The following is a 16,367-nucleotide window of genomic DNA, read 5'->3' as shown; positions in this document are numbered from 1 at the left end:
ATGAACGTCATGCGCACGATCATCGCTATTGTGTGGCTTGCCGGTCTGCTGCCAGGGATGGCGCAGGCATCGGATGCCGATCGTTTTGTTGCCGCCAGTCGCAGCCAGCAGGCTGACCTGTTGACGCAGTGGGCTGCAACGCCGGATGCAGCAAGGTTACCGCTGCTTCAGGCTCTGCAAGATGAAAACCTCTACACCGACAGTCAAAAGCACGCGTTTGTACAACGTAATGGCGACATCATTCCGCTGGGGGAAACCAAAACTGCAGAGGGGCCAACCAAAGCCGTGCGTCTGACCAACCGGCTGCGGGTGCTTGCCGCAACAGCCATTGCAACACATCAGCTTGTGAGTGACAGTGTCACGGAAAGGCGCGCTGCGGCTCGCCAGCTTCAGCGGGATGCTCAGCCCGGAATGCTCGGTTTCCTGCAAACGCGGGTTGAGAGTGAAACCGATGATGTGGCGCGTCAGGCGCTGCTGCTGGCGGTGGCGAATCTTCAGTTGGCAAGCCCGCAGGCAGAGGTGCGCCGCAAGGCCGTCGAGCTGTTAGGTCAGTCCGACGATCCGGATGTGCAGTCCAGGCTAACACCGTTTACGCAGATGCAGACCGAGCCTGACGCCGGGGTTCGCGCGGCCGCAGAAGAGAGTCTTAGCCAGATCCAGCATCGCCTGATGTGGGGCGATCTGCTGGGTCAGGCGTTTATGGGACTCTCTCTGGGGTCGGTATTGCTGCTGGCGGCGCTTGGGCTCGCCATCACCTACGGCCTGCTGGGTGTTATTAACATGGCCCACGGCGAGATGCTGATGCTGGGTGCGTATGCCACGTGGATGGTGCAGCAGGCGATGGCCGGGTTTGCTCCCCAGTGGCTGGCGCTCTACCCGGTTATCGCGTTGCCGGTGGCGTTCTGCCTGACGGCGGGTATCGGGATGGTGCTGGAGCGTACCGTGATCCGTCATTTGTACGGACGTCCACTGGAAACGCTGCTGGCGACATGGGGGATCAGCCTGATGCTTATCCAGCTGGTGCGCATGACGTTTGGCGCTCAGAACCTGGAGGTGGCAAACCCGGCATGGTTGTCTGGCGGCGTGCAGGTCTTTGCTAACCTGACGTTGCCGTGGAACCGCATAGTGGTGCTGGGGTTCGTGCTACTGGTGCTGTTCTTCACCTGGCTGATTCTGAATAAAACCCGTCTGGGACTTAACGTGCGTGCGGTGACACAAAACCGCAGCATGGCCGCCTGTTGTGGGGTGCCGACGGGGCGTGTTGATATGCTGGCGTTCGGGCTTGGTTCAGGCATTGCCGGGTTAGGCGGCGTGGCGTTATCTCAGCTTGGGAACGTTGGGCCTGAGCTGGGTCAGGGCTATATCATCGACTCTTTCCTCGTGGTCGTTCTCGGTGGCGTAGGCCAACTGGCAGGCAGCGTGGCCGCAGCCTTTGGTCTTGGGATCTTTAATAAAATCCTTGAGCCGCAGATGGGGGCAGTACTGGGCAAGATTCTCATTCTGGTGGCGATCATTCTGTTTATTCAGAAACGACCGCAGGGGTTGTTTGCACTGAAAGGGAGGGTTATTGACTGATGAGCCAGCCACTCACCTTAACGCTGGCGCGTAAAGCGCCACGAACCATTCAGATTGTCGGCAGCCTGCTGGTGGCGTGTCTGCTGATATTACCGTTTTTTGCCTTGCTGCCTGCGACGCATCCGCTGGCGCTTTCGACCTGGATGCTGACGCTGACCGGTAAGATCCTCTGCTATGCCATCGTTGCGGTGGCGCTGGATCTGGTGTGGGGCTATGCCGGGATGTTGTCCCTGGGACACGGCATTTTCTTCGCGCTGGGTGGCTATGCGATGGGCATGTACCTGATGCGTCAGGCCGCAGGTGACGGTTTGCCTGCGTTTATGTCGTTTCTCTCCTGGACCGAAATGCCGTGGTTCTGGTGGGGAACCCAGTACTTTGCCTGGACGCTGGTACTGATTGTCATGGTGCCAGGCTTGCTGGCACTGGTGTTTGGCTGGTTTGCCTTCCGCTCGAAGATCAAAGGGGTCTACTTCTCGATTATGACCCAGGCGCTGACCTATGCGGGCATGTTGCTGTTCTTTCGCAACGAAACCGGTTTTGGCGGTAATAACGGCTTTACCGGTTTCACCACGTTGCTGGGGTTTTCGGTGACGGAAACGACCACGCGTATTGCGCTGTTTCTGGCAACCGTGTTGTTACTACTCCTGGCGTTGGGCACCGGATTTGCGCTGGCGAAGAGCAAGTTTGGCCGCATTTTGACTGCTGTACGGGATGCCGAAAACCGCCTGACGTTTTGCGGGTACGATCCTCGCGGGTTCAAGCTGCTGGTGTGGACACTTTCTGCGGTGCTGTGTGGCCTGGCAGGGGCACTCTACGTTCCGCAGGTGGGCATTATCAACCCAGGAGAGATGTCGCCGACAAACTCGATAGAAGCGGCTATCTGGGTAGCGCTCGGCGGACGTGGCACGTTGGTGGGCCCGGTGATAGGCGCTGCGCTGGTGAATGGGGCAAAGAGTGTTTTCACGGTCGCGATGCCGGAATACTGGCAACTGTTTCTCGGGATGATTTTTATCGCTGTCACCCTGTTTTTGCCACGTGGCGTCTACGGTCTGTTTCGTAAGGGAGAGAAATAATGCAGCCAGCCGAAGGATTATTCACCCGTCAGTTACCTGGTGATCGCTACCGCGAGCAGACTGACCCGGTGCTGCAACTGGATAAGATCAACGTTAACTTTGATGGATTTCAGGCATTGACGGATCTCACGTTGAACATCGGCGTGGGCGAGTTACGCTGCGTAATTGGGCCGAACGGCGCCGGTAAAACCACGCTGATGGATGTGATCACTGGCAAAACACGGCCGAAAAGCGGTAAAGCGATTTACGACCAGTCCATTGACCTGACTCTGCTTGAGCCCGCCGCCATTGCCCGCCAGGGGATTGGGCGCAAATTCCAGAAACCGACGGTATTTGAAGCGCTGACGGTGTGGGAAAACCTTGAGATTGCCATGAAAACCGATAAATCCGTCTGGGCGAGCCTGCGGGCAAAACTCAACGGTGAGCAACGCGATCGCATTGATGAGATGCTGGTTTTGCTGCGGCTGAGTAGTGAACGTGACCGCCTGGCCGGGCTACTTTCGCACGGGCAAAAACAGTTCCTCGAGATCGGCATGCTGCTGGTCCAGGATCCGCATCTGTTGCTGCTGGATGAGCCGGCGGCCGGGATGACCGATGCAGAAACCGAATATACCGCTGAGTTGTTCAAAACGCTTGCGGGCAAGCATTCTCTGATGGTGGTGGAGCACGATATGGGCTTTGTGGAAACCATTGCCGATCACGTGACGGTACTGCACCAGGGGCGCGTGCTGGCGGAGGGATCGCTTCGCGAGGTTCAGGCCAATGAGCAGGTGATTGAAGTCTATCTGGGACGCTAAGGAGCGGTGATGTTACAGGTTAACGAACTGAATCAATATTATGGCGGCAGCCATATTCTGCGTGGTGTGAGCTTTGAAGCCATCACTGGCGAAGTCACCTGTTTGCTGGGGCGTAACGGCGTCGGGAAAACCACGCTGCTGAAGTGCCTCATGGGTCTCATCCCGGCGAAAACCGGAGAAGTCATCTGGCAGGGGAAAAAGATCACCCATAGCAAGCCGCACCAGCGGGTGCAATCAGGCGTGGCGTATGTCCCGCAGGGGCGCGAAATTTTCCCGCGCTTAACTGTTGAAGAGAATCTGCTGCTGGGCCTGTCGCGGTTTTCTGCCCGCGATGCAAAGCAGGTCCCGGAAGAGATCTGGCAGTTGTTCCCGGTGCTTAAAGAGATGAAACAGCGACGTGGGGGCGATCTCTCCGGAGGACAACAGCAACAGCTGGCGATTGGTCGAGCGCTGGCAAGCCGCCCGCAATTGTTGATCCTCGATGAACCCACAGAAGGTATACAGCCTTCAGTCATAAAAGAGATAGGCCAGGTGATCCGCACTCTGGCAGACCGGGGAGATATGGCGATCCTGCTGGTCGAGCAGTTTTATGATTTTGCCGCCGAGCTGGCAGACAGCTATCTGCTGATGTCGCGCGGCACCATCATTCAGCGTGGACGGGGAAAAAACATGGAGCAGGAGGGCGTGCGCGGCCTGGTTGCGATTTGAGATGTTATATTATAACATTCTCGCTCTTATAAAACGGAGTGAGGGTTTTGTTTTGGCTACACATATTGGCAAATTTGCAATGACTCTGGCGGCGATGCTGGTCAACGGCCAGCTGTTTGCCCACTCGCATGGACACCAGATGACTGAAGCGGAACAGAAGGCAGCGAACGGCGTCTTTGAAGATAAAGACGTCAGGGACAGAAAGTTGTCCGACTGGGACGGTACCTGGCAGTCCGTATATCCTTTCCTGCTTGATGGCGCGCTGGATCCGGTTTTTAAACAAAAAGCCCAGAAGGATCAAAGCAAGTCCTTCGACGAGGTGAAAGCCTACTACCGCACGGGTTACGCGACGGATGTGGATGCCATCGGCATCGAAAATAACGTCATGGAATTCCATAAAGGTAAAGAAGTCAGCAGCTGTCATTATGATTACAGCGGCTACAAAATCCTGACCTACACATCCGGCAAAAAAGGGGTTCGCTATCTGTTTGAATGCAAAGATGCCAACAGTCAGGCACCGAAGTTTGTCCAGTTCAGCGACCATATCATCGCGCCGAAAGCGTCTTCGCATTTCCATATTTTTATGGGTAGTACCTCTCACGAGGCGCTGCTGAAAGAGATGGATAACTGGCCGACCTATTATCCGAATGAAATGTACAAAGAGCAGGTGGTGGAGGAGATGTTACACCATTAATGCTTTAGGGCCGGGTAGTGGCTACGCCTTACCCGGCCTACATGAGCTACGCTACGTTGGGTGTTTCGCACCACGCCTTCACGCTCATCCCGCGCAAGATCATCAGCCAGGCAATGACAATGGCGACCATCATAATCACAAATAACGACCAGTGCGGCAGGTTGGTCAGGATAATACCGGTGATCATCGGGTTTGCTGCTGCCCCCAGCCACCCCAACGCCTGCGCGGAGAAGTAGCTCGCTTTCATCCCGGGTGGAGCGATATTGTCGATCAACATGTATTCACCCGGCGCATAGATGATTTCGCCGAGCGTAAAGATGGCTGCAGCGATACCCCAGTAAATCAGGTTCTCTCCGGAGAGCATGAAGCCGCCGAGTCCCACAATAAAAAACAGGGTCGCTAGGGTCATCAGCGGACGAATATTGCTGGCAGAGATCTTGCGGCCCAGCGCATATTGCAGCGTCACCACCACGGCGGCGTTCACGGGCAATACCACGGCGACCACTTTTTCAGCGAAATCACTGTCTGCATGCGCGGCCAGAACATATTGCGAAATACAGCTGGCGAACGATCCGCCAACGTAGGAGGCGAGCAGGCCGGAAAGTGTGTACCAGAACAGGGCGCGGTCTTTCAGCAACACTGAAGGCTGCCAGGGCATTTTCTCCTCGGTGGTATCCAGCGCGACGCTTTTTTGCACGAAGAAATGGATAAATCCGAGCGGCAGTGCGGCACAGAAGGCGGCCAGCCAGAACGGCAACTGCAGGCTGTACATCACCAGCAGGGTGCCAATGGGCGGCCCGATCGTCCAGCCAATATTCAGAAAGCTGTAGTTCAGCGAGAAGACACGCGCTTTCTGACTTGCAGTGAGCACATCGGAGAACCAGGCCTTCAGCACCGTCGAAAAGACGGAATAGGCGCAGTTGATCAGCGCAAAGAACAGCACCACCAGCGTGACGTTATTGACCAGCGGGATCGCGATAAATCCTGCGATAAAGGCCACGATCGCGATCAGCATGTAGCGTTTTTTATCAAACTTATCGGCGAGAATGCCAAATCCCAGGCTGAACACCACGCCGATAGTCAGTGCAATCGTCAGGGCATAACCAATATTCTCGACGCTCATGCTATAGACGCGCGTGAGATAAATGGTCATAAACGGCAGCGTTGCCCCCCGACCGATTGTTAACAACAATGATGATGCCAGCAGCGCTGCGGTTGAGCGCCTGAGAGATGGTTTCATATTCCTGCCCGACAATTGCTTATGCTTTTTTTGTGGTGTCCTAAAAGGAGTATCACGACATAAGGGGCTTGTATAGCACCTAATTTATCCGTAAGTGCTTAGTCTTACTGCCAGAATTAATGATCTTCTCGCAGCGCGCTTTTTTCTGTTACCTTGAAGTGTTAACAAATAATTAATATTTCAGGGGCAGGGTATGACGCGTAAAGACGGGCTGCTGGCGTTGCTGGTGGTCGTAGTATGGGGTCTCAATTTTGTAGTCATCAAGCTGGGGTTGCACAACATGCCGCCGCTGATGCTGGCCGGTTTACGTTTCATGCTGGTGGCGTTCCCGGCGCTCTTTTTCGTCGCCCGTCCTAAAATCCCGTTGAAACTGCTGCTGGGCTATGGCCTGACCATCAGCTTTGGCCAGTTCGCGTTTCTCTTCTGTGCCATCAAGTTTGGAATGCCGGCCGGTCTTGCTTCGCTGGTGTTACAGGCGCAGGCGTTCTTTACCATTATTCTCGGCGCATTTGTGTTTGGTGAGCGTCTGCAGGGCAAGCAGCTGGCGGGGATCACGCTCGCGGTGTTTGGCGTGCTGGTACTGATTGAAGCCAGTCTGAATGGTCAGGATGTGGCGCTACTCGGCTTTATGCTGACACTGGCGGCGGGGCTGAGCTGGGCCTGCGGGAATATCTTCAACAAATTGATCATGCAGCATGAGGCGCGCCCGGCGGTTATGTCGCTGGTGGTCTGGAGTGCACTGATCCCGATAATCCCGTTTCTGGCGGCGTCGTTTATTCTGGATGGTCCGGATGTGATGCTGAACAGCCTGGTTGAAATCGATCTCACCACGATTTTGTCGCTACTCTACCTGGCTTTTGTGGCCACCATTATCGGCTATGGGATCTGGGGCTCACTGCTCGGCAAGTATGAAACCTGGCGCGTCGCACCGCTGTCGCTGCTGGTTCCGGTGGTGGGGCTTGCCAGTGCAGCACTCTTGCTGAATGAAACGCTGAGCGCGCTGCAACTGCTTGGCGCTGTGCTGATCATGGCCGGGTTGTATATTAATGTCTTTGGTTTGCGCGTGCGTCGGACGACGCGGGTCAGTGGAAAGGCATAAAAAAAGCCCCGCATCTGCGGGGCAAAACGAATCAGAGGCTGTGCTGATTATAATAAGGCACGCCTAATTCGTCGGACTTGTCGCTACCAGCACCCATGTGGTTGAAATCATAAGGTGACTGGCCATGTGCTGACGGCAAAATCATCGTATCAGGATTATTTTGCTGCGTTGCACGAGGGGTTTGCTCCGCGAAGGTCTGGCTGGAGAACAGCACCAGCAAGGCGAGGGCGGCGGAGGCGATAGCTTTCATGATTTCCTCGGTTACGTCTTTAAAGGCGATGATTAACTACAATGTTTTAATGGATACAGGTATCGGGATTCCCCCGGCACGCTGGTAATTCGGTACTTATGAGGTGGCACGTCAAAGTAGTTCTTGAACGTACGCGTCAGGGTTTGTTGCGATTCAAATCCGTAACGCTCCGCCAGATAAAGGATCGGCTCATTGCTTTCTTTCAGTTTCTGGGCAATTTCTGTCAGCTTGCGGCTGCGAATATATTGACCTAATGAATGGCCGGTCTCTTTTTTGAACATCCGTTGCAGGTGCCATTTGGAGTAACCTGAACGCTCGGACACTTTTTCAAGGGAGAGCGGTGATTCCAGGTTATCCTCGATCCAGTCCAAAATGCTATGAATGGTGATAGCGTCAGTATTGCGTCTGGACATCGTCATACCTCTTATTCTGTTTACGGCAGTATTTTCTTAAGCAAAAGCTCAAGGGTTGCCACTTCATCTGCCGTTAAGTTTTTTGTGAGTTCCTGATGTAATTTTTGTCCTACTAATTGATGACATTGTTCGCACATCGCTGCGCCATCGTCGGTCAGTTTGACCAGTACGCCGCGTTTGTCATTCGGGTTAGGGCTTCGTTCTATCCATCCTTTGCAGACGAGACGATCCAGCATGCGGGTTAATGCGCCCAGATCGACAGAGAGCACCTTTTTCAGCTCAACCGGCGTGATACACACTTCGCAGCGAATGGAACACAGCACTTTGAACTGTGTTGCGGTGATATCCAGCGGTGACAGATAGTCATTGAGCAGGCGATCTTTTTTCTGATTGACCATATGAATAAGACGACCCAGTGGAATAATGTCGTTGAAGAGATCACTGGTGCTTTTCACAATGGTTGCCCTGGCAAGTAGTTTAGTCACGGCAGATATTATTGCTCAGGCAAGTATAAGTCAACTGAATGAATTAACCGATGCCACGAATTGCTAAAACGTTTCATACACGTTTTTTGAGGTCTTTCAAATCAGATAGATAACCAGGAGTAATTGTTCACGGAGGAAAATAATCGTTACGTTGAGCAGATGGATGAACGTCACACTTTCCCCCTATAATTGCTGTGTTAAATATGGATAAGGACAACGACGCACTATGTTGGATTTGATGAAAGCAATTGGTCTTGGGCTGGTGGTATTGCTGCCGTTGGCTAACCCATTAACGACGGTTGCGCTCTTCCTCGGGCTGGCGGGGAACATGAACAGCGCCGAGCGCAATCATCAGTCGATGATGGCCTCCGTGTATGTATTCGCCATCATGATGGTGGCTTACTACGCCGGACAACTGGTGATGAACACCTTTGGGATTTCTATCCCTGGCCTGCGTATCGCCGGGGGGCTGATTGTAGCCTTTATCGGTTTCCGTATGCTGTTCCCGGCGCAAAAAGCGCATGAGTCACCGGAAGCGACCAGTAAATCCGAGGAGCTGGAAACCGAACCGAGTGCGAATATCGCCTTTGTGCCCTTAGCCATGCCGAGTACGGCGGGGCCGGGGACGATTGCGATGATCATCAGTTCTGCCTCCACGGTACGTGATGGCTCGACGTTTCCTGACTGGGTTGTCGCCGTTGCTCCGCCGCTGATTTTTGCGTTGATCGGCATCATCGTGTGGGCGTCTTTGCGCAGCTCTGGTGCGATTATGCGCTGGGTAGGCAAGGGCGGTATCGAGGCGATTTCCCGTCTGATGGGCTTCTTACTGGTTTGTATGGGCGTGCAGTTTATTATTAACGGCGTGCTGGAAATTATTAAAACGTACCATTAAGTTCATTGCCGGGTGGCGGCTTCGCCTACCCGGCACAAACAAACGTCACCCGTGTTGCCGCTGTTCTTCCAGCGCCACCGGCCATTTACGGAAGATGAGCACCGACCAGATCAGCGCTACCAGCGCAGGAATGGCACCCAGATAGCCGATCGCTGACATCGACACATGCAGGCTGATTTGATTTCCCACCAGCGCGCCCGCGCCAATCCCCAGATTAAAAATCCCCGAGAAGAGTGACATTGCGACGTCCGTCGCATCCGGTGCCAGGGCCAGAACTTTCACCTGCATGCCCAGACCGATAATCATGATCGCCACGCCCCAGAACAGACTGAGGATCGCCAGATGGTTTTCACTTCCCGCAGCGGGCATCAGTAACAGCAGGCAGGCCAGCAGCAGGCCAATAGCACTACTCACCAGAGAGGAGGCATGCTGGTTACCCAACTTACCAAACAGAATGCTGCCAATAATGCCCGCTCCACCGAGGATCAACAGTAAAACGGTGGCAAAGTTGGCGCTAAAGCCCGCCACAACCTGTACAAACGGCTCAATGTAGCTATACGCCGTGTAATGCGCCGTTACCACAATGACGGTAAGCAGGTAGATACTCAGTAACGCAGGGCGACGCATCAGCAGCGGCAGGCTTTTCAGGGAGCCGGAATGTTCGCTAGGTAGCGCCGGCAGCAGTTTGATCAGGCAAACCAGAGTAATCAGTGCACCCATGCCGATGGCGAAGAAGGTAGTACGCCAGCCGAAATATTGCCCCACGATGCGGCCAATAGGCAGACCCAATACCATCGCCAGTGCTGTGCCGGTTGCAATCAGGCTTAGCGCCTGGGCACGTTTACCGGCCGGCGCCAGCCGTATAGCCAGAGACGCAGTAATTGACCAGAACACCGCGTGGGCAAAGGCAATGCCGACGCGGCTAATGACCAGCACGGTAAAACTCCACGCCATAAACGACAAAACGTGGCTGGCTATGAACAACACAAACAGGCCGATTAACAGCTTACGCCGCTCCATCTGACTGGTCATGAGCATAAACGGCAAGGACATCAGCGCCACCACCCAGGCGTAGATGGTCAACATAATGCCCACTTGCGCCGTTTCCATCTGGAAACTTTCCGCGATATCAGACAACAGCCCAACCGGAACAAATTCTGTGGTGTTAAAAATAAATGCGGCAATAGCCAGCGTGACCACCCGTAGCCACGCAACTCTGCGGGAAACTGTGTTCGTTGTCATAGAGATGTCGGAGATTCGTTGCTGAAAAGAAGAGAGGTCGATCTTAAAACGTTAAATGATGAAAACTCAATCATTATGTGATGTAGATCTCAATATTTACCTTATAAAAGCGGTAGCCGGGAACGTCTTTTTCATTGAATATAAAAGAACAACACAATAAAAACAGGCGGTAAGACAATGCAGGAGATTGATTTTTATCTGGTTGATGCCTTCAGTGACAAAACTTTTGGCGGCAATCCGGCAGCGGTTTGCCCGCTGAAAGCATGGTTACCCGATGAGACTTTGCTGAGAATGGCGCAGGAGCATAATCAGTCGGAAACGGCTTTTTTCGTCTGCAGTAAAGGAGGCATTGAGTTACGCTGGTTTACCACCCTTACGGAAGTCAATCTCTGCGGTCACGCTACCCTGGCCGCCGCATACGTTCTGTTTAATGAGCTGAATTATCCCGACTCGCGGATCCACTTTGATACGGCTTCTGGCCGTCTGACGGTAAGCCGTGAAGGTGACTGGATGACACTGGATTTCCCGGCATGCCCAACGCATGAAGAGACGCCCACGCCGGAGATGCTCTCGGCCCTGGGTATCAGCCACTACGTTGAAGCCCGTAAAGGCCGGGCGTGGCTCATCGTGCTGGAAAATCGCCAGCAGGTTGAAGCGCTCGCGCCAGACATCCCGGCGATGACGCCAGGCGAACATAAAGTGACGGTAACGGCACGGGGAGACGGTGAATATGATTTTGTCAGCCGCTTCTTCTCGCCGGGCGTGTCCGTCCCGGAAGATCCGGTTACCGGCTCTGCGCACACGATGCTCATTCCTTACTGGGGTGAAAAACTGCGTAAAACGACGATGCTTGCTCGTCAGGTTTCCGCGCGTGGCGGGGATATCCGTTGCGAACTCAAAGATTCACGTGTGCTGATGAGCGGCCAGGCAGCACTCTATTTGAAAGGCACAGTTTTTCTGCGCTGAATACCCATAACAAGAGAGGAAGAGACAATGCAGGAAATTGAATTTTATCTGGTGGATGCCTTTAGTGACAAAACGTTTGGCGGTAATGCCGCAGCAGTGTGTCCTCTGGAAGAGTGGTTGCCGGACGAGACGTTGCTCAAAATGGCGCAGCAGCATAACCAGTCTGAGACAGCTTTTTTTGTGCGAACCGACGGCGGGTTTGAGTTGCGCTGGTTTACCACGCTGGATGAAATTAACCTGTGCGGCCATGCCACGCTGGCGGCATCACACGTTATTTTCGAATACCTTGATTATCCGCATACCGAAATTACCTTCACCACACGCTTTGTCGGTGACCTGACGGTCAAGCGCAGTGGTGACTGGCTGACGCTGAATTTCCCTGCGTGGTCAACGGAGGTGGTCGACAACCCACCTGCGGGGCTGTTTAGTGCGCTGGGCATCACAGAGGCGAAAGAGGTGCGCGTCGGTCGAGATTACATAGTGGTGCTGGAGAGCCAACAGGCGGTGGAAGCGTTAACGCCGGACATCGCGGCGATGCTCCCGCTGGATAAAATGGTTTGCGTGACGGCGCCGGGTGATGAGTACGACTTCGTCAGTCGCTTCTTCTGCCCGGGTGAAGGGGTGCCGGAAGATCCGGTCACCGGGTCGGCTCACAGTATGCTGATCCCCTACTGGAGCGAGAAGTTAGGCAAAACCTCACTGAATGCCCGCCAGGTGTCGTACCGTGGCGGGGATCTGCGCTGCGAACTGAAGGGTGACCGGGTGCTGATTGGCGGTCAGGCGACCTTGTATCTGAAAGGGCGTATCTATTTACGCTAACAGTGCGGCGCTGGTTGTGGACGTTCGTTTAGCAGCGCTATAAAGGCCTCCAGTTGGCGTGTCATTGCGCCGCGTCGCCAGACCAGCCAGGTGGTCAGCCAGCGCCAGTTTTCTGCCAGCGGCCAGGCTTCAATCTGATGGTGCCCCGGCATACTCTCCAGCATAGAGCGGGGCATCAGCGCAATGCCCGCACCCGCGATAACACAGGCGAGCATGCCGTGATAGGACTCCATCTCATGAATGCGGCCAGGCGTGGCTCTGTCCGCATGAAACCAGCTTTCCAGGTGTCGGCGGTACGAGCAGTTCGCGCGAAAAGCGTAGACGTCGCTACCGCTCACCTGCGTGGCACGTTTGACCTCCGCATGCCCGGCGGGGGTGACCAGCATCATTTCTTCGCGGTAGACGGGCATTCCCTCCAGTTCAGGGTGCGAAAGTGGCCCGTCGACAAAGGCGGCGCTTAAGGTTCCCTCCAGTACGCCATCAATCATCGTCCCGGATGGCCCGGTAGAAAGGGCAAACTGGATACGTGGGTAGCGCTGATTAAACTGCGCCAGCGTCTCAGGGATGCGTACCGCAGCGGTACTTTCCAGCGCCCCGAGGGCAAATAACCCCTGGGGTTCATCTCCCGCGACGACCATGCGCGCTTCATCCACGAGCGCCAGGATCTGCTTGCTGTAGCGCAGGAAGTTATGCCCGGCGGGGGATAAACGCAAACGCTGGTTCTCACGAATAAACAACTCAACGCCAAGGTCAGCTTCCAGCTGGCGAATGCGGGTCGTCAGATTGGATGGAACACGATGCACCTTCTGCGCCGCCTGGGTGATACTGCCCGTCTGTGCGACGGCGTTAAACATTTCAAGCTGGGTTAAATCCATAGCATTCTCGATTCGTGAATAAGGTGGTTAGTATTATTCATTTTTAAGAAATAGCAGAGTGGGCCACAATTAATCAACCGTTTTAACGTGGAGAACATCATGACTTATTCACCTGCAACACATGCCCTCTCTGTGAACCCGACGACAGGGGAAACGCTCGCAGCCTGGCCGTGGGCAACCCAGGAGGAGGTGGACCGCGCGATTTCACAGTCTGACGCGGGTTTTCGTCAGTGGCGACGCGAAAGCGTTTCACACCGTGCGCAGAAACTACGCGATCTCGGCGCAGCACTGCGCAACCGTGCGGAAGAGATGGCGCAGATGATCTCCCGGGAAATGGGAAAACCCATTCTGCAGGCGCGGGCGGAAGTGGCAAAATCTGCCGGCCTGTGCGACTGGTATGCTGAGCACGGCCCGGCGATGCTCCGTACGGAGCCCACGCTGGTGGAAAACCAGAAGGCGGTGATTGAATACCGACCAATGGGACCGGTTCTGGCGGTGATGCCGTGGAACTTCCCGCTCTGGCAGGTGCTGCGTGGCGCGGTACCGATCCTGCTGGCCGGGAACAGCTATCTGCTTAAGCATGCGCCAAACGTCCTCGGTTCAGCCGATCTTATTGCGCAGATTTTTGCAGACGCAGGGTTTCCTGAAGGTGTTTTGGGTTGGGTGAATGCCACTAATGATGGTGTGAGCCAGGTGATTAACGATCATCGCATTGCTGCGATTACTGTAACCGGCAGCGTGCGTGCCGGTGCGGCGATTGGCGCGCAGGCAGGGGCGGCGCTGAAAAAATGCGTTCTTGAACTGGGGGGCTCTGACCCATTCATCGTTCTCAACGATGCTGACCTGGATCTTGCCGTGAAGGCGGCGGTAGCGGGTCGCTACCAGAACACTGGACAGGTGTGTGCGGCGGCAAAACGCTTCATTGTGGAAGAGGGTATTGCGGATACCTTTACCCAACGTTTTGTCGATGCGGTTTCTGCGCTGAAGGTGGGTGCTCCGGATCGGGAAGAGAACTATATTGGCCCGATGGCGCGTTATGACCTGCGCGATGAACTGCATCAGCAGGTGCAGGCCACCCTGGCTGAAGGGGCAACGCTGCTGCTGGGGGGAGAGAAAATCAGCGGAGAGGGTAACTATTACGCACCAACCGTGTTGTCGAACGTTACCCCATCGATGACGGCGTTCCGCCAGGAACTGTTTGGTCCGGTCGCGGCTATCATTGTGGCTAAAGACGCGGAACATGCCCTGCAACTGGCAAATGACAGTGACTTTGGACTCTCCGCCACCGTATTTACCGCCGACGAAGCGCTTGCGGATACATTCTCTCGCGAGCTGGAATGCGGCGGGGTGTTTATCAATGGCTATAGCGCCAGCGACGCGCGCGTGGCCTTTGGTGGCGTGAAGAAGAGTGGCTTTGGCCGCGAGCTTTCCCACTTTGGGCTGCACGAGTTCTGCAACGTGCAGACGGTGTGGAAGGATCGCGTGTAATGTATTCGGCCCTCATCGCGAGGGCCGTTGTCATTTCTCTGCAATGGTTCTGTCATTTTCATTTCGTAGACTCGCACGCGTCTAACGCATTGTTAATGAAGATAATTATGAACCTAACGCAAATTTTTCGCCGTATTGCGCAGCGTCTCACCCCTCGTCACTTTGGCCTGCTGACGGGTATCTTTTGCATTATTGGCCTGTTCTCCGCGCTGCAGCTCTCCTCGTCATTCCTGCTTAACGCCTCCCTGAATGAAGCTCAGCGCAACGAGCAGCAAAATCTGCTGGCGTATCAGCAGCAGAGCAAGCTGGATCTGGCCCGTGTCTCCCTGCTGGCGGCAAGCGATCTGCTTAACCGGTCCGGCGTCTGGTTTATGCAGGATAAAGAGACCGGCTCCGACGGAAGCTGGCACAGTCTTATGGATGACGCGCAAAAGGCGCTGACGGTTTCTCAGCAGGCGTGGAAGGCCTGGCTGGCGCTTAACCCGCCGAAAGATGATGCTCTGGTGAACAGCTATCAGCTTTTCTACGGCGCGATCAAAGAGCAGGCTGAAGCTCTGGTCAAAACTAACACTATTGATGCGTTTTTTACCGTACCGGCTCAGGCATTTCAGACAGACTTTAACGACAACTACGCACGCTATCAGCAAGCCAGCGAGAAGCAGGCCATTCAGGGCCGCCAGACGTTGATGGCACAGCTTTCTGGTCTGCAAACGTTGTTCCTTTTTGCTCCGGTTCTGTTACTCGCCATTGCCGTTGCCGTCTGGTTTGGCATGTCCAGATGGGTGATTACGCCGTTGCGTCAGTTGATTACGCACATCAACCGACTGGCTGCCGGGGATCTCTCCGGCACCCCACCGGGTGTTACGCGTTTTAACCGGGAAATAGGGCAGCTCAGCGACAGTATTACCACCATGCAACAGGGGTTACAGCAACTGGTGTCTCAGGTCAGCAATGCCACCACCTCTATGGTAGAGAACATAGGTTCTCTGGCGCAGGGTAACCAGAAGTTGTATCAGCAGTCAGCACGTCAGGCGAAAGAGCTTGAGGACGTGACGGCACATATTGCGGTACTGGAAACGCATGTAGAAGGGAACTCCGGTTACGCCAGACTCGCCAGCTCACGTGCTGATGAAGCGAGGCAGGCGGCAGTTGGCGGAGACCAGATGATGTCTACCGTTAATGCCTCGATGCAGGCGATCGTCGACCGATCCTCAGAGATGCGCGGGATCGTGGCGATGATCGACAGCGTGGCGTTTCAGACCAATATCCTGGCGCTGAATGCCGCCATCGAGGCTGCTCATGCCGGGAACCAGGGGCGCGGGTTTGCCGTTGTCGCCAGGGAAGTCGGACTGCTGGCCAGAAAGAGTAGCCACTCGACGCAGACTATCCAGGAACTTATCAATCGCTCATTACAGGGGATTGAAGACGGTTCCCGCGCCGTTAACCTGATGGAGGAGAACTTGCAGCAGGTCACCGGTCTGGTGGGGAATTTAAGTAGTTTGCTGAATGAGATCTCAGCCGCCACGCTCAGTCAGGGAGAGAGTATTCATCAGATGACAAGCCAACTTCAGGCGCTTAATCAGGTCTCTCGTCAGACGGATTTACTGGTCTCTGACGCCTCGGATGCTTCTCTGCGGCTGCAGAAGCAATCCGATCTTTTATTGCAGGCGGTTTCGCGTTTTCGTCTTAGCGCCTGACGCAATACATAAGCCTCTGTTATACTCGCAGCCCGTTTTAGCCTGAGGGCAAGG

17 protein-coding genes are annotated in these 16,367 nt (G+C 54.8%); 11 read left to right on the top strand and 6 right to left on the bottom strand.

The features are described 5' to 3' along the window. From urtB to zinT, 5 genes are read left to right on the top strand one after another with little or no spacing between them, the layout of a single operon-like run. Positions 1-1,575, top strand: coding sequence for an urea ABC transporter permease subunit UrtB (gene urtB / locus HED65_RS02315; RefSeq protein ID WP_114977252.1), 1,575 nt, complete (start codon positions 1-3; stop codon positions 1,573-1,575). Next, a complete protein-coding gene (gene urtC / locus HED65_RS02310) occupies positions 1,575-2,648 on the top strand; it encodes an urea ABC transporter permease subunit UrtC (protein WP_114977251.1) in 1,074 nt (357 codons plus the stop codon). Before urtB ends, urtC begins: the two co-directional genes overlap by 1 nt. Next, positions 2,648-3,445, top strand: coding sequence for an urea ABC transporter ATP-binding protein UrtD (urtD, locus tag HED65_RS02305; protein WP_114977250.1), 798 nt, complete (start codon positions 2,648-2,650; stop codon positions 3,443-3,445). Before urtC ends, urtD begins: the two co-directional genes overlap by 1 nt. Positions 3,446-3,454: 9 nt before the next feature. Further along, positions 3,455-4,153: an urea ABC transporter ATP-binding subunit UrtE gene (urtE, locus tag HED65_RS02300; RefSeq protein ID WP_114977249.1), complete on the top strand. Its 699-nt coding sequence runs from the start codon at positions 3,455-3,457 to the stop codon at positions 4,151-4,153. Between the two features lie 52 nt (positions 4,154-4,205). Continuing rightward, on the top strand, positions 4,206-4,847 hold the full coding sequence (gene zinT, locus HED65_RS02295; RefSeq protein WP_114977465.1) for a metal-binding protein ZinT: 642 nt from the start codon (positions 4,206-4,208) through the stop codon (positions 4,845-4,847). A 46-nt stretch (positions 4,848-4,893) separates the two neighbouring features. Here zinT and ydeE read toward each other — a convergent pair whose 3' ends face one another. Continuing rightward, positions 4,894-6,087: an efflux MFS transporter YdeE gene (gene ydeE, locus HED65_RS02290; RefSeq protein WP_262983608.1), complete on the bottom strand. Its 1,194-nt coding sequence runs from the start codon at positions 6,085-6,087 to the stop codon at positions 4,894-4,896. A 193-nt stretch (positions 6,088-6,280) separates the two neighbouring features. Here ydeE and eamA point away from each other — a divergent pair, with 193 nt between their 5' ends. Further along, on the top strand, positions 6,281-7,186 hold the full coding sequence (gene eamA / locus HED65_RS02285; protein ID WP_114977247.1) for an O-acetylserine/cysteine exporter: 906 nt from the start codon (positions 6,281-6,283) through the stop codon (positions 7,184-7,186). A 31-nt stretch (positions 7,187-7,217) separates the two neighbouring features. Here the strand turns inward: eamA and marB are convergent, their stop codons facing one another. From marB to marR, 3 genes are read right to left on the bottom strand one after another with little or no spacing between them, the layout of a single operon-like run. After that, on the bottom strand, positions 7,218-7,436 hold the full coding sequence (marB, locus tag HED65_RS02280; protein WP_114977246.1) for a multiple antibiotic resistance protein MarB: 219 nt from the start codon (positions 7,434-7,436) through the stop codon (positions 7,218-7,220). Positions 7,437-7,468: 32 nt separating this feature from the next. Further along, the gene (marA, locus tag HED65_RS02275; protein WP_008502237.1) at positions 7,469-7,849 is read right to left on the bottom strand and encodes an MDR efflux pump AcrAB transcriptional activator MarA; all 381 of its coding nucleotides are present in this window, start codon (positions 7,847-7,849) and stop codon (positions 7,469-7,471) included. A 20-nt stretch (positions 7,850-7,869) separates the two neighbouring features. Continuing rightward, positions 7,870-8,304: a multiple antibiotic resistance transcriptional regulator MarR gene (gene marR / locus HED65_RS02270; protein ID WP_114977245.1), complete on the bottom strand. Its 435-nt coding sequence runs from the start codon at positions 8,302-8,304 to the stop codon at positions 7,870-7,872. Positions 8,305-8,560: 256 nt separating this feature from the next. Here marR and HED65_RS02265 point away from each other — a divergent pair, with 256 nt between their 5' ends. Beyond that, positions 8,561-9,226, top strand: a complete 666-nt coding sequence (locus HED65_RS02265) for a MarC family NAAT transporter (protein ID WP_114977244.1) — start codon at positions 8,561-8,563, stop codon at positions 9,224-9,226. A 45-nt stretch (positions 9,227-9,271) separates the two neighbouring features. On the opposite strand, the gene HED65_RS02260 is transcribed toward HED65_RS02265, so the two are convergent. After that, complete coding sequence (locus tag HED65_RS02260; protein ID WP_114977243.1) at positions 9,272-10,468, bottom strand: sugar transporter; 1,197 nt, start codon at positions 10,466-10,468, stop codon at positions 9,272-9,274. Between the two features lie 177 nt (positions 10,469-10,645). On the opposite strand from HED65_RS02260, the gene HED65_RS02255 reads away from it, so the two are divergent. Together HED65_RS02255 and HED65_RS02250 are read left to right on the top strand one after the other, a co-directional pair. Then, complete coding sequence (locus tag HED65_RS02255; protein WP_114977242.1) at positions 10,646-11,434, top strand: PhzF family phenazine biosynthesis protein; 789 nt, start codon at positions 10,646-10,648, stop codon at positions 11,432-11,434. 27 nt (positions 11,435-11,461) lie between these two features. After that, complete coding sequence (locus HED65_RS02250; RefSeq protein WP_114977241.1) at positions 11,462-12,253, top strand: PhzF family phenazine biosynthesis protein; 792 nt, start codon at positions 11,462-11,464, stop codon at positions 12,251-12,253. On the opposite strand, the gene ptrR is transcribed toward HED65_RS02250, so the two are convergent. Next, on the bottom strand, positions 12,250-13,128 hold the full coding sequence (ptrR, locus tag HED65_RS02245; protein WP_114977240.1) for a putrescine utilization regulator PtrR: 879 nt from the start codon (positions 13,126-13,128) through the stop codon (positions 12,250-12,252). The two genes, HED65_RS02250 and ptrR, sit on opposite strands and share 4 nt — an antisense overlap. A 99-nt stretch (positions 13,129-13,227) precedes the next feature. Between ptrR and sad the strand changes: the two genes are divergently transcribed. Both sad and HED65_RS02235 read left to right on the top strand, forming a co-directional pair. After that, entirely contained in the window at positions 13,228-14,616 is a 1,389-nt protein-coding gene (gene sad, locus HED65_RS02240) for a succinate-semialdehyde dehydrogenase (protein ID WP_114977239.1), read from the top strand. Between the two features lie 107 nt (positions 14,617-14,723). Then, entirely contained in the window at positions 14,724-16,313 is a 1,590-nt protein-coding gene (locus HED65_RS02235) for a methyl-accepting chemotaxis protein (RefSeq protein WP_114977238.1), read from the top strand. Positions 16,314-16,367 lie beyond the last annotated feature (54 nt).

Origin of the sequence: Pantoea sp. LS15, from assembly GCF_012241585.1 — a bacterium.
Taxonomy (GTDB): domain Bacteria; phylum Pseudomonadota; class Gammaproteobacteria; order Enterobacterales; family Enterobacteriaceae; genus Enterobacter.
This window is presented reverse-complemented; position numbering and strand designations above follow the sequence as displayed.

Excerpts from the sequence above, each read along its gene's own strand:
- urtB (WP_114977252.1), top strand. The coding sequence starts at position 1 with ATGAACGTCATGCGCACGATCATCGCTATTGTGTGGCTTGCCGGTCTG.
- urtC (WP_114977251.1), top strand. The coding sequence starts at position 1,575 with ATGAGCCAGCCACTCACCTTAACGCTGGCGCGTAAAGCGCCACGAACC.
- urtD (WP_114977250.1), top strand. The coding sequence starts at position 2,648 with ATGCAGCCAGCCGAAGGATTATTCACCCGTCAGTTACCTGGTGATCGC.
- urtE (WP_114977249.1), top strand. The coding sequence starts at position 3,455 with ATGTTACAGGTTAACGAACTGAATCAATATTATGGCGGCAGCCATATT.
- ydeE (WP_262983608.1), bottom strand. The coding sequence starts at position 6,087 with ATGAAACCATCTCTCAGGCGCTCAACCGCAGCGCTGCTGGCATCATCA.
- eamA (WP_114977247.1), top strand. The coding sequence starts at position 6,281 with ATGACGCGTAAAGACGGGCTGCTGGCGTTGCTGGTGGTCGTAGTATGG.
- marB (WP_114977246.1), bottom strand. The coding sequence starts at position 7,436 with ATGAAAGCTATCGCCTCCGCCGCCCTCGCCTTGCTGGTGCTGTTCTCC.
- marA (WP_008502237.1), bottom strand. The coding sequence starts at position 7,849 with ATGTCCAGACGCAATACTGACGCTATCACCATTCATAGCATTTTGGAC.
- HED65_RS02265 (WP_114977244.1), top strand. The coding sequence starts at position 8,561 with ATGTTGGATTTGATGAAAGCAATTGGTCTTGGGCTGGTGGTATTGCTG.
- HED65_RS02260 (WP_114977243.1), bottom strand. The coding sequence starts at position 10,468 with ATGACAACGAACACAGTTTCCCGCAGAGTTGCGTGGCTACGGGTGGTC.
- HED65_RS02255 (WP_114977242.1), top strand. The coding sequence starts at position 10,646 with ATGCAGGAGATTGATTTTTATCTGGTTGATGCCTTCAGTGACAAAACT.
- HED65_RS02250 (WP_114977241.1), top strand. The coding sequence starts at position 11,462 with ATGCAGGAAATTGAATTTTATCTGGTGGATGCCTTTAGTGACAAAACG.
- ptrR (WP_114977240.1), bottom strand. The coding sequence starts at position 13,128 with ATGGATTTAACCCAGCTTGAAATGTTTAACGCCGTCGCACAGACGGGC.
- sad (WP_114977239.1), top strand. The coding sequence starts at position 13,228 with ATGACTTATTCACCTGCAACACATGCCCTCTCTGTGAACCCGACGACA.
- HED65_RS02235 (WP_114977238.1), top strand. The coding sequence starts at position 14,724 with ATGAACCTAACGCAAATTTTTCGCCGTATTGCGCAGCGTCTCACCCCT.